Origin of the sequence: Clostridium hominis (genome assembly GCF_014287825.1) — a bacterium.
GTDB lineage: Bacteria > Bacillota > Clostridia > Clostridiales > Clostridiaceae > Clostridium > Clostridium hominis.
The window spans coordinates 1-13258 of sequence record NZ_JACOOO010000020.1 but is presented as its reverse complement, the minus strand read 5'-3'; the positions used below and the strand labels follow the sequence as shown (position 1 = coordinate 13258).

Here is a 13258-nt window from a genome sequence, read left to right as displayed (position 1 = left end):
TGGTAACAATAACTATTTAAGGAAATAATTAATAACTTATCTTGCAAAAAAAATAAAATCATAGTATAATAACATAAGAAAATAATTTTGGATTGAGGTTGATGTAATGAATAGTACGTTTAGGTCTGTAATATTTACTTTAATAGGGTTAGCTATATTTTTTGCGATATCTTGGTTGTTCATTAGTATAGTGCCATATCTATTAGTAGGTGGGTTAATAATATATATAATAGTAAAGTTTAGAAATCACTTTAATAATAAAAATAATAATTCAAATAACTATAATAGAAATGAAGACATTCATGAAAGTTCACATGTACAAGCAGACTATTATAATGAAAATGAGAAAGTTATTGATGTAGATTATAAAGAAATGGATGAAAATTAGTGAGAATAATATTCTCACTTTTTTTATTTAGAGATATATATTTATAACTTACTTATATTAACAATTATAAAAACATTAATATTACACAAAATACTATGGAAATCTATTTTATTAAGCAAAGGAGAAAGTTATGGCACACAAAAATAATAAAAATTCAAAAGATAATAAAAAATCAGGAAAAAAGACTAAAGCAGAGTTAAAAGAAATGAAAGTAGAAACAGCTAATGAAATAGGATATTCTAAAGAATCAAGAAAATTAGGGAAAGATAAACCAAGAAAACCAGAATCACAGGCTTAGATAGTTAAGAGTTAAATGTAACAGGTAGTTAAAAAGAGAGAAATATAGTAATAATAAGGAGTTAAAAATTAGTGTAAAACTTAATTTTTAACTCTTTGTTATTAAGTTTTAATTATTTAATAGTTTGTTTATAGATTTTTATCGGGTTTTCTGTCATAATGTATTATGTAAAGCTTTAAAAGGTAGGTTGATTAGAATGAGTAAATTTACAGTAAGTACAATTATTGCATATCCGATAGAAGAGGTTTTTAGTTGTTTTATTAAGTTAGCTAAAGAACCATTTAATAAGTTTAATGAAGAAAATCCAATTGGAGCAAAAAGCAAAAGAGTTGCAAGAAAAACTAAAAGTGGCGATATTTATATGGAAACTTCAGTTACTGATTATATAAAAAATGAAGCTTATGAAACAAAAACTATGTTTTTAAGTTCTGAATATAAAAGTAGATATGAATTTAAAGATGCTGGGGATGGATGTACAGAAATACTATTAACAGAAAGTCAAGATCTTTATGGGATAATGAATAAGATAGGATTTTTCTTTCAATCTTTGACAGCAAAGAAAAAGATTCAAAAAAAGCTTAATGGGGCTGTAGAAGCACTAGAGGATAAGATAATAAAAGAAAGAAATAAAAAAGAAAATAAAAACTAACTTTACTCTAGACAGTAATGATAATAAGAACTACATATACTAATTTTGGGTATATGTAGTTCTTATTAATAACAAAGATTACTATAGCTAAAATTATAAAATCAATAATAATGCATCATTTTTAATTCTCTAAAATGCCCAGTTACCATTTTTAAATATTTGAACTATTTCTCCAGTATTAGTTACTGCAGTTATTGATAAGTCTTTTGTTCCTATCATAAAATCTACATGAATATTAGAGTCATTAGTGCCTCTTTCTTCTAATTCTTCTTTAGATAGATTTTCTACATCCTTATAGCATGGATAAGCTCTTCCAAGTGCAAGGTGGCATGCAGCATTTTCATCAAATAATGTATTAAAGAATATTAAATTTGAGTTTGATATTGGAGAATCATATGGTACAAGTGCAACTTCTCCTAAGTATTTAGCACCTTCATCACTATCTAACATTTGTTTTAACACATCATATCCTTCTTTTGCAGTGAAGTTTACAACTTTTCCATCTTTGAAAGTAAGGGAGAAGTTATCTATTAAATTACCACCGTAGCTTAAAGGCTTTGATGAATATACTATTCCGTTAACACCAGTCTTTTTAGGTAATGTAAATACTTCTTCTGTAGGAATATTTGCATTAAATCCTATACCAGAAGTACTTTCTTCTAATCCTCCTGCCCAGTTATGATTATAAGGTAATTCAATTGTTAAATCAGTTCCATTAGAGCTAGTATAATGAAGAGTTTTTATGTTTTTGTTATTTAAAAAGTCTAGACTTTTTTGAAGGTTTAAATTATGTTCATCCCAAGCTTTTATAGGATCTTCTGTAGTAACTCTACTAGCATCTAAAATAGCGTAATATAGTTTTTCGAAAGCCTCATCGTCAGAAAGGTTAGGGAATACTTTTTTAGCCCATGGAAGTGTTGGGTAAGCAATAACACACCAGCGACATTTATTACTCATTGAGTTTTCGTAATATTCTTTAAGAGATAAACTTCTAGATTTTTGATAAGCTCCAATTTTATCTACTGAAACACCTTTAAGACCATCCGGATCATTAGCAGCTATAGAAATAAAGCAAGCACCTGTTCTTGCATAGTAATTATAACTTTCTCCAAACCATTCTGGTTGTTCTGATATAGTTTCTATTGAGCTGTTATCAAGCTTAATTTTTGTAAGCTTTTGATCTCCATAATGAACTACTACATCTTTAGCTCCTAAATTATATGCTTCTTCAGTAATAAGTCTTGCGAAGTTTGCAGTTTCAATTGGCGAATTTATAACAAGAACATCATCTCTTTGTATATTTACACCAGTTTTTACAGTAAGTTTTGCATATTTTTTTAATAAATCATTATTCATAACTATGTCCTCCTAAATTTTAGTAATTTACTTAGTATTATATCATAGTTAATTAGAAAAAATAAAATTTTACGGATTTACATAAAAAAATTATGAGTAAACAGTTTTTACCTTGTAAGAATAGATTATTAGAAATATAATATTTACTACAAGAATAGTAAAGAGGAGAAAAAGATGAAGAACTTATTAGTTAATTTAGTAGATAAGAATAAAAAATATACAGAAGAAGGTTTTTTAGCTTCATATATACCAGCACTTTTAAAGGCCAATAAGGATGATTTAGGAATATATGTTGTAGATATTAAAAATAATGAAGAGTATTGGGCTGGAGAGTGTGATGTTAAGTTTACGATTCAAAGTATTTCTAAGGTTGTAGGACTTATTATAGCACTTAGTGATAACGGTAGAGATGCTGTATTTAAAAAGGTTAATGTTGAACCTACAGGAATGGGGTTTAATAGTATAGTTAATCTTGAAATAAGAGATGAAAAACCTTATAATCCTATGATTAATGCAGGTGCTATTGTAACAACTTCATTAATATATGGAGAAACAGAGGAAAGAAAACTTGAAAGAATTTTAAATTTTATTAGAAGAGCTACGAATAATGAAGATATAAATGTAAACCAAGAAATTTATGAAAGTGAAAAAGAAACTGGAGATAGAAATAGATCTTTAGCTTATTTTATGAAGAGTAATGGAATATTAGAAGGTAATGTAGAAGAAGTATTAGACCTTTACTTTAAACAATGCTCTATAGAAGTAACTGCTAAGGATTTAGCTAGATTCGGAGCCGTTATAGCTAATGATGGAATAACACCATGGGGTAATGAGGTTTTAATGTCTAGAGAGGTATGTAGAATAGTTAAAACTATAATGGTTACTTGTGGAATGTATGATGCATCTGGGGAGTTTGCTGTTCAAGTTGGAATACCAGCAAAATCAGGTGTAGGTGGAGGAATACTTGCTACGGTACCAAGACGATATGGCATAGGAATATACGGACCTGCCCTAGATCAAAAAGGAAACAGCATTGGTGGAATTCATGTGCTAAAAAATCTATCAGAAGAATTAGAACTAAGCATATTTTAATTAGTTAAGATTTAAAAGTGAAGAGTTAAAAATAAAATATGAAACTATTTATGGAGTTTATATAGAAAAATATTTTAAGTTTACAATTAAGTTAAAAGATAGTTTTAAAATATTTGTTATGGATATCATTAGTAAATATAATGAAAAAATAGTATAATGAATTTTATAATAATAAACTACTGGAGGAAAAGATGGAAAGATTACTGATTTTAGATTCGAACAGTTTAATGAATAGAGCATTTTTTGCAATACCACCATTAACTACTACGGATGGAGTTCATACTAATGCAGTTTATGGTTTTACTAATATGTTATTTAAGATGAAGGAAGAAATAAAACCAGATTACATAGTAGCTACCTTTGATAGAAAAGCTCCAACCTTTAGACATAAGGAATATGAAGAATATAAGGCTGGGAGAAAGAAGATGGCCCCAGAGCTTTATGAACAATTCCCTCTAGTAAAGGAAATACTAAAATTATTATCTATAAATATTTATGAAATAGATGGATTTGAAGCTGATGATATTATAGGAACTTTAGCAAAATTTGCTGAGAAAAATGATATAGAAGTATTTATAGTTACAGGAGATAGAGATGCTCTTCAATTAGCAACTAAAAATATTAAGGTTGTAATAACTAAAAAGGGTGTAACTGAAACAGCTATATATGATGAAAAAGCATTTATAGATGAATTTGGAGTAACACCAACTCAATATATAGATGTTAAAGGACTTATGGGTGATAAGTCAGATAATATACCAGGGGTACCAGGGGTAGGAGAGAAGACTGCCTTTAAGCTTATTGCAACTTATGGCTCTATGGAAGGGGTACTTTCTAATATAGATGAAATTAGTGGTAAAAAGCTAAAGGAAAACTTAGAAACATATAGTGAACAAGCAATTTTTAGTAAAAAGTTAGCTACTATAATGACAGAGGTCCCAATAGAATTTGATTTAGATGATATAAAAAGTCAGGAAGATTACAACAGAGAAGAACTTAAGAAGATGTTCTTTAAGCTTCAAATGAAATCACTACTTGCTAAGTTGCCAGGTGATGATACTGATGAAGAAAAAGAAGAAGAGAAAATAGAGATAATTGAAATAAATAATTTAGAATTATTAAAAAAAGTTTTAAATGGAAGTAATGAAATAGCATTTATTAGTTATAAATTAAATGATGGTAATGTTTATTCTAAAATGGAATTAGATAAAATATATTTAAGTTATGGTGAGAAAACTTATCTTATTGATATGAAATTAATAGCTATGGAGAACTTTGAAGAGGCTACTAGCATATTAAAATCATTCATGGAAAATGAAAAGATAACTAAAGTAATACATGATGGTAAAAATCTTGTAACTACATTAACAAAGCTTAATATAGAAATAAAAGAATATATTTTTGATACTGCTATAGCTGCATATTTAATAGACTCAGCTAGAAGTGAATATCCTTTAGTAACTTTAATTAATGAATATTTAGGGAAAGAAGTTAAAGGTGAAGGTGATACTTTAGTATGTAGTGCTGTAGGTAATATGAAAGAACTTTACAGCTATTTAAAGGAAAGAATTTCAAAAGAGGATATGGATGAACTTTATTATGAAGTTGAACACCCATTAATATTTATTCTTTCTAGTATGGAAGCAGTAGGATTTAAGGTTAATAGAGAAAAACTTGATGAACTTGCAGTTAAGTTTAAAGAAGAAATTGAAAGAACTGAAAAAGAGATATTTGCATTATGCGAAGAGGAGTTTAATATTAATTCGCCAAAGCAGCTTGGGAAAATTCTTTTTGAAAAGTTAGATTTACCTGTAATTAAGAAAACTAAAACAGGATATTCAACTAATGCTGAAGTGTTAGAAAAGCTAATGGATAAGCATGATGTTATACCAAAGATTATTTATTATAGACAAATTACTAAGTTAAATTCTACATATGTAGAAGGATTAAAGAATGTTATAGACGTTGATGGAGCAATTCACTCTAGTTTTAATCAAACTGTTACAACCACAGGTAGACTTTCAAGTACAGAGCCTAACCTTCAAAATATACCTGTTAAGTATGAAATGGGTAGAGAGATTAGAAAAGTATTTATTCCTAAGGAAGATACAGATGTTTTATTATCTTGCGACTACTCTCAAATAGAACTAAGAGTTCTTGCTCATATGTCAGATGATCAAAATATGATTGATGCATTTAATCATCATTCAGATATTCATACTAAGACAGCATCAGAAGTATTTAAGGTTCCTGTTGAAGAAGTTACATCACTTATGAGAAGTAGAGCTAAAGCTGTAAACTTTGGAATTGTTTATGGAATAAGTGACTTTAGCCTTTCACAAGATTTAAAGATAACTAAAAAAGAAGCATCTGAATATATGGAAATATATTTTGATAGATATCCAAAGATAAAGGGCTATTTAGAAGGTACCAAAGAAGAGGCTAAGGAAAAAGGTTATGTTCTTACTATTTTAAATAGAAGAAGGTTTATACCAGAAATTAAAGCTTCTAATAAGATTGTTAAGGCTTTAGGTGAAAGATTAGCAATGAACGCCCCAATTCAAGGTAGTGCTGCAGATATAATAAAGCTGGCAATGGTAAAAGTTTATAATAGGTTAAAGAAAGAAAATCTAGCTAGTGAAATAATCTTACAAGTACACGATGAACTTATTTTAAATGTTAAAGAGAATGAGCTAGAAATAGTAAAAGCTTTAGTAAAAGAAGAAATGGAAAGCGTACTTAAGATGGCAGTTACTTTAGAAGTTGATACAAATATAGGAAAGACATGGTATGAAGCTAAATAGGGGGTAAGTATGATTAAAATAGGATTAACAGGCGGTATAGGCTCAGGTAAAAGTACCGTATCTGCAATGCTAAAAGAAGCAGGTTTTCCTATAATCGATGCAGATATTATAGCTAAAAGTGTTTTAGAAAAATATCCTGAGATTTTAGAGAAAGTAAAGATAGATTTTGGAGTAGGATTTTTTGATTGGAGAGGTCAATTCCGTCGTAAAGAATTTGGAAATCATATATTTAGATTTCCTAAACAAAGGATAAAGTTCGAGGCTATAATTCTACCTTATATAGTAAGGGAAATAGAAGAAGAATTACAAGCACTAGAAAAAAAAGGTGAAAAGAGAGTAATAGTTGATGCACCTACTTTAATAGAAAATGATTTGCATAAAGAGATGGATTATGTTATTTTAATTTGGGTAGATTCAAATACGCAACTTCAAAGAGTAAGAAGTAGAGATGCTTTATCTAGAGAGGATGCAATAAATAGAATAAATGCACAAATGCCTCTAGAAAGAAAAAAGGATTTTGCTAATATTATTATTGAAAATAATGATACCTTACTAAAGACTAAAGTGCAGGTTGAATCGCTTACAGAGTTTTTAAAAGCAATATAAAGTAGGGATATAGAATGAATTATAAAAAAATATTAGTGGTAGTTTTAGTAGCAGTAACGATGTTTTTTATAACAAGATATGGAGTTAAGAACATTTTCTTTCCGTATAAATATAAAGAATATGTAGATAAATATAGTGAAGAATACAATGTGGATCCGTTATTAGTGTTAGCTGTAATCAGGGGAGAAAGTAATTTTGATCCTAAGGCTGAATCTAATAAAGGTGCTAAAGGATTAATGCAAATTATGGATAGTACTGGTAAGTGGATTGCTGAAGAAATAGGGATAGAAGAATTTACACCAGATATGCTTTTTAATGAAGAGACAAATATAAGATTAGGATGCTGGTATTTAAAAAATCTTGAAGGTGAATTTGGTAGCTTAGACTTAATTTTAGCTGCATATAATGCTGGAAGTGGTCATGTAACTAAATGGCTTAAAGATGAAAGATACTCGCCAAATGGAGATGTGTTAACATATATTCCATTTGCAGAAACTAAAAAGTATGTTGATAAGGTTAAAACAAATTATAATGTCTACAAACACTTTTATCAGTGACAAGATATAGGTGACAAGTGACAAGTTTTTAAGGAGACTATTTGTATAGTATCTAAAAAATAAACTCTGTTTTACAGAGTTTATTCATTAACTTGTCATTTGTCATTTTTAATTTGTAACTAGTTAAATATTGCTGTTATCCATTCATTTGTTTGATGTTTTTCTGAAAGTTTAAATCCATATTTTTCAACGTTAGATTTAACTTCTTCAAAGCTCCATTCTACAAGCCCAGAGACAAGTAAATTACTGTTTGCTTTTAAGTGAGATTTTATAAAGTCCATAAATAGTTTTGTTTCCTCACCACCTATGTTTATAAAAATCCAATCGAAGTTTTCTTCTACTAAAGAAGAATCATCTAATATATTACCTACAATAGTAGTTATATTTGTAAGATTATTTAAAGAAGCGTTAAGCTCAACTTCGTCTTTTACATCACGAATATCTACAGCTGTTACAAATGAAGCACCAGCTATAGAAGCAGCTATGGAAAGAATTCCTGAACCAGTTCCTATATCTAATACAGATTTTTCTTCTAAATTTAGTTTGTTAAGTATTAATCTTAATATATCTTGAGTAGTTTCATGAAGTCCAGTACCAAAAGCACCTTGAGATATAAAGTTAATTTTTTTCTTATCATCAAAATCTTCTTCAGGTCCTGAAATCACCCATGTGTCGTCTAGATGTATAGTTGGAAAATCAAAAGTAGTATAATCGTTAGTGTTTTCTTCAACACTTATGTAATCGATCTTTAAAATATCTTTAAGAGATACTAAAAACTGGTCTAATAATTCTTTAGAATCTTCAAAAGCTACTTTCAAAATTATGTCTTCATCATCTTTTTCTAAATACCCATATCCATAATCGTCTGTAGTGATTTCTAATGGGTTTTCATAAAATACGTTATATATATCGTTTATTGCTAAAGTTTCAATTGTAGAGTCTAATAAAGCATATGGAAGCTTATATGAAACTATAAACATAATACCATCCTTTCAGTTATAAAGTTATTTAGTTTTTCTTCTAGTGGAAGTAGTGTTTTTTCGGCTATTTTTATGTTTGTTGTTACTACTATTTCTCTTTTTAGATGCATTTGAAGATTTATAATTGTTATTTTTCTTTCGAGGCCTATCTTTAGATAAATCTTTTACTTTAGTGGTATCAGTATTATTTTCTTTTTCTATAGATTTAGCACTATCTTTCATTGCGATAGGTTTCTTAGCTATAGAGTATCCAAACTTGCCAAGGGGATGTTTATCCATTTTAAAATATTCTCCATGGCAATATGTAATCAAATCGGCTTCTTCAAAATGGATTTTACCTTTCTCGTCCATAAGAGTAGAATCTACGTGAGATCCTACAACATCAGCTATAAATAAGTCATGAGTACCTAGTGGGATTATTGATTTAACTTTGCACTCTATAGAAATAGGACATTCATCTATATAAGGAGCATTTATATTAGTTCCTTCTTTCATAGTAAAGTTCATTTCTTGTATTTTATCAAATTTTCTACCTGGTCTGACACCACAATAGTCTACAGCTTTTGTCATTTTTGAAGTTGGAAGATTTACTGTAAACTCCATTGTCTCTTTTATATATTCATAAGAAAGACGTTCTGGTCTTACTGAGATTGAAAGCATTGGAGGTTTAGTACAAACGGTTCCAGTCCAAGCCACAGTAAAGACGTTTTCCTTTCCTTCTTTATTTTTAGAAGTTATTAAGACTACAGGAACAGGGTTTAAAATAACACTACCTTTAAAGTCTACTTTTTCATTCATATTAAATTCACACCTTTATTAAAATTGTCTTAACGATTATAACACTTTATTTAGTTAAAAGTGAAGAGTTAAAAGTGAAAAGTTGAGTATAAAACTGCTATGCAGTTTTAAATTTATAATATTTCAAAGTGAGGTATACTGGATTTGTTTACAAATTTTAAAGTGTACACTTACTCTTAACTAAAAAACGACTGCATAAGCAGTCGTTTTTCTATCTGTAGTATCTATTTCTTTTGTTTCTACTACCAGATTTTATTATTAAGTTAATTATTATAACTACTAATACTACAGCAACTATAATACCTATTATCACAGCTGCATAAATTGGTAAATTAGCTTTAAATATTTGTCCAGTAGTTAATCCGATAGTTCCTTTAACTGTTTCAGTAAAATTACCTATTGAAAATGTTAAATCTACATTATTATTAGATGCTGTTTTCCATGCATCAATATCTGTATTACTTAAAGAAATGGTTGCATTAGCATCGTTATAATCATTTTTGTAATACTCTACATCTTGAGCTAATATAACTGGTGCAGTTATTGTTTTTGTTGGCCCAAAGAATCTAAATAGTTTATAGCTTAAATCTACGTTTCCTATTTCGTCTCCATTAGCTTTATATGCAACTTTAGTAGCTGTATAGCTATAATCAGCTACAGCTTTAGTATCATTAAAAACATTTGTTCCATCAGAACCATAATCAGATCCAAGTACAACTGTAACTAAATTTCTTCCATCTCTATTATAGAAACCAACGAAGCAATGTCCAGCTAAAGTTTCAGTACCAGTTTTCCCGCCAAGGTTGCCATCTTTATTAAGGTTTTTATTTCTAGTTTCAAGATCAATTCTGCCACCATTAAGATACACAGGTGCATCTTCTAAAGCCATAGTTTCTCTTATCCAATCGTTTTTATAAGCGGCAATACCTATCAATGCTAAGTCGTGAGCTGTAGTTGAGTTATTGTTATTAGGATTAGTAGGATCTTCTAATCCGTTTGGGTTAACAAAATTTGAATTAGTAGCACCAAGTTCTTTTGCTTTTTCATTCATCATTTTTGCAAAAGCTTCAACAGATCCTGCAACGGATTCCGCCATAAGAACAGAAGCATCATTAGCCGAGAAAATCATAACAGCTTTCATAACATCATCAGCAGTCATAGTATCACCAGCTTTAACACCGCCAGCTATATAACCACTTAATGTAGTTTCTGTAATCGATGCAGAATTATCAGTATAACTAATCAAATCACCTTTAGTTTTGTTTTCTGCAAATAATAAAGAAGTTAGCAATTTTGTTGTACTTGCTGGAGAACGCTTTACATCAGCATTTTTAGAAAAGATAACCTCACCAGTATCCATATCCATTGTTATTGCTGAGCCTCCGATTATTTGTGGAGCTTCTAATTCTGATGCGAAAGCTTTAATATTACCTGTAAAAGGTAGAATTAAAGTTAAGCAAAGTAATAAAACCATACCTTTAAAAAATTTTTTTGTCATTTAATCTCCCCGTCCTTTTAATTTGTATAAGTTTTAAAGATTACTTATTTGAAAGTCTAGTAATCATTTTTTCTTTTGCTTTTAGCTCTAAAGTATCATCAAGCTTTTCAAGAGCAATTTCTGAATATTTAACTTCAAGAGCAGTTTTTATAAATCTATCAGCAAGTTCAGGATTTTTTGCTAATAATGAACCATGGAAGTAAGTGCAATAAGTATTCTTATACACACAGCCTTCATAACCGTCTGAACCGTTATTACCGTATCCGTGAATGCACTTACCTAAAGGTTTAAGACCATTAACATAAGTTCTTCCGGAGTGATTTTCAAAACCTACATAAGTTTCGTCGAATTCTTCGTTATATATGACAGTGTCACCGATAAATCTAGTATCTCCAGCTTCTGTATATATATCTAAGATACCTAACCCCTCAATTTTTTCGCCGTTAGGTGCAGTATAATACTTACCTAATAGTTGATATCCCCCACAAATAGCAATGACAACTTTACCGCTATTTATATATTTAGATAATTCTTCTTTTTTATTATTCATTAAGTCATCTGAAACTATTGATTGCTCAAAGTCTTGACCACCGCCAAAAAATACAATGTCATAATCTTCTGAGTTAAATGTATCATTAATAGATACATTTAAAATGTTAACTTTTATACCTCTAGATTCAGCTCTATGTTTAAGTATAAGTATATTTCCAACATCACCATAAACATTTAAAAGATCAGGATATAAGTGGCATATATTTAATTCCATAATAATCCTCCTATATTACCAAAGGTTTTTTATGTAACCTTTAGAGTGTAAGTGCTTTCTATAATTAATCATAGCTGTATATGTTGCAAGAATATAAACCTTTTTATTATTACTTTCTTTTATTCTTTCTGTTAGAGAATCATATTCCTCAGTTATAGAGAATTTTGAAGAATCTAAGCCAGCAGTTTTAAGTCTTACAGCCATATCATATGATCTTAATCCAGAAACATAGATTTCATTTAAATCTACATTATTTAAATGTTCGAAGTTTACATCCCAAATCCAAGATACATCTCTTCCGTCTGCATAATTATCATTAAGGATAAAAGCAGCAGAGAAAGGATCTTTGCTAAGGCATAAAGTATCTAAAGCTTGATTATATCCAGCTGGATTTTTTACTAAGATTATTTTAACTTCTTTATCTTCAATATTAATAGTTTCTTGTCTTCCAAAGCTAGAACTTTGACTTTCTAAGGATTTTTTAATAGTTATATCATCTACTCCAAGTTCTTTAGCAATACTATAAGCACAAAGAGCATTATATATATTATATACACCAGATTGGCTAAGGAATATTTCAGTATTATTAATTTTTACTGTAGAACTTTCAGAAGTAAGATCTATAATCTCATCTACCCCATATGATATTTCAGGACGCTTATAACCACAGCCTGTACAGTAATAGTCACCTAAGTGATTATATGTAACAAAGTTATATTTATATGGAGTTTTACAGAACTTACAGAATTTTGCGTCAGCATTTATGTCTATAGTTTTATTTTCATTTATATTTGTTTTGAAACCATAAAAAACTACTGGATTTTTAATATCAAGTTTACCAAGTAATGATTCATCACCGTTTAAGATAAGTTTTGAAGTTGGTACACTATGAACACCTTCTAAAATTTTAGTAAGGGTAGTATATACTTCTCCATACCTATCAAGTTGATCTCTAAATAAATTTGTAACCGTGATTATATTTGGAGTAATCTTTTCAGTTATAAATTTTACATTAGCTTCATCAACTTCAATTACTGCAAACTTTTCATGATTTTTATCTGAAAACTTATAATTATCTACAAAGGTAGTAACTATACCAGAATAAAGATTTGCACCTGTATTATTTGTAATAACTGAAAAGCCTTTTTCTTTCAGTATATTATAAATCATACTTGTAGTTGTTGTTTTTCCATTTGTACCTGTAACAAGGATTACATTATATCCAGAAGCAACCTTACTTAGAATATTCTTATCTAATTTTAATGCAACTTTACCTGGGAAAGTTGTTCCACCTTTTAAAATGGTTTTAGTAAGGAAGATTGTAAATTTAGTTGCTAAAATACTAATTATTGATTTAATACTAATTTTGCTCACCGCCTAAATAATTTATTTAACATTATTACCCAAAAACAAAGTAATTAAACAACTTTATTTTGATTTAATAATAACATCAATAGTATATCATA

General features: G+C 28.8%; 13 protein-coding genes. 7 read left to right on the top strand and 6 right to left on the bottom strand.

What is annotated here, in order from left to right; genetic code table 11:
* Positions 1-106: 106 nt before the first annotated feature.
* From H8S20_RS10620 to H8S20_RS10610, 3 genes are all read left to right on the top strand, one after another.
* On the top strand, positions 107-388 hold the full coding sequence (locus H8S20_RS10620) for a hypothetical protein (RefSeq protein ID WP_032119151.1): 282 nt from the start codon (positions 107-109) through the stop codon (positions 386-388).
* 130 nt (positions 389-518) lie between these two features.
* A complete protein-coding gene (locus H8S20_RS10615) occupies positions 519-686 on the top strand; it encodes a small, acid-soluble spore protein, alpha/beta type (protein WP_081921759.1) in 168 nt (55 codons plus the stop codon).
* Positions 687-882: 196 nt separating this feature from the next.
* Complete coding sequence (locus H8S20_RS10610) at positions 883-1335, top strand: DUF3284 domain-containing protein (RefSeq protein ID WP_032119150.1); 453 nt, start codon at positions 883-885, stop codon at positions 1333-1335.
* 129 nt (positions 1336-1464) lie between these two features.
* Here the strand turns inward: H8S20_RS10610 and H8S20_RS10605 are convergent, their stop codons facing one another.
* Complete coding sequence (locus H8S20_RS10605; protein ID WP_186860094.1) at positions 1465-2691, bottom strand: aminopeptidase; 1227 nt, start codon at positions 2689-2691, stop codon at positions 1465-1467.
* A 174-nt stretch (positions 2692-2865) separates the two neighbouring features.
* Here H8S20_RS10605 and glsA point away from each other — a divergent pair, with 174 nt between their 5' ends.
* The 4 genes from glsA to H8S20_RS10585 all read left to right on the top strand — a co-directional run bounded on the left by glsA (position 2866) and on the right by H8S20_RS10585 (position 7750).
* On the top strand, positions 2866-3783 hold the full coding sequence (gene glsA, locus H8S20_RS10600) for a glutaminase A (RefSeq protein ID WP_032119148.1): 918 nt from the start codon (positions 2866-2868) through the stop codon (positions 3781-3783).
* 191 nt (positions 3784-3974) lie between these two features.
* A complete protein-coding gene (polA, locus tag H8S20_RS10595) occupies positions 3975-6587 on the top strand; it encodes a DNA polymerase I (RefSeq protein WP_032119147.1) in 2613 nt (870 codons plus the stop codon).
* 9 nt (positions 6588-6596) lie between these two features.
* A complete protein-coding gene (gene coaE, locus H8S20_RS10590) occupies positions 6597-7193 on the top strand; it encodes a dephospho-CoA kinase (protein WP_186860093.1) in 597 nt (198 codons plus the stop codon).
* Between the two features lie 14 nt (positions 7194-7207).
* Positions 7208-7750 (top strand): lytic transglycosylase domain-containing protein, encoded by a 543-nt coding sequence (locus tag H8S20_RS10585; protein WP_032119145.1) that lies wholly within the window; start codon positions 7208-7210, stop codon positions 7748-7750.
* A gap of 119 nt (positions 7751-7869) precedes the next feature.
* Here H8S20_RS10585 and H8S20_RS10580 read toward each other — a convergent pair whose 3' ends face one another.
* The 5 genes from H8S20_RS10580 to H8S20_RS10560 form a co-directional block, all read right to left on the bottom strand.
* The gene (locus H8S20_RS10580) at positions 7870-8730 is read right to left on the bottom strand and encodes a 50S ribosomal protein L11 methyltransferase (RefSeq protein WP_186860092.1); all 861 of its coding nucleotides are present in this window, start codon (positions 8728-8730) and stop codon (positions 7870-7872) included.
* 24 nt (positions 8731-8754) lie between these two features.
* Positions 8755-9528 (bottom strand): flavin reductase family protein, encoded by a 774-nt coding sequence (locus H8S20_RS10575; protein WP_186860091.1) that lies wholly within the window; start codon positions 9526-9528, stop codon positions 8755-8757.
* Between the two features lie 211 nt (positions 9529-9739).
* Positions 9740-11026 carry a D-alanyl-D-alanine carboxypeptidase family protein gene (locus H8S20_RS10570; protein WP_186860090.1) on the bottom strand — a complete coding sequence of 429 codons (1287 nt, stop codon included), beginning with the start codon at positions 11024-11026 and terminating at the stop codon, positions 9740-9742.
* 40 nt (positions 11027-11066) lie between these two features.
* Positions 11067-11792: a type 1 glutamine amidotransferase gene (locus H8S20_RS10565; RefSeq protein WP_032119141.1), complete on the bottom strand. Its 726-nt coding sequence runs from the start codon at positions 11790-11792 to the stop codon at positions 11067-11069.
* Positions 11793-11807: 15 nt separating this feature from the next.
* Positions 11808-13166 (bottom strand): MurT ligase domain-containing protein, encoded by a 1359-nt coding sequence (locus tag H8S20_RS10560; protein ID WP_186860089.1) that lies wholly within the window; start codon positions 13164-13166, stop codon positions 11808-11810.
* Between the last annotated feature and the right edge of the window lie 92 nt (positions 13167-13258).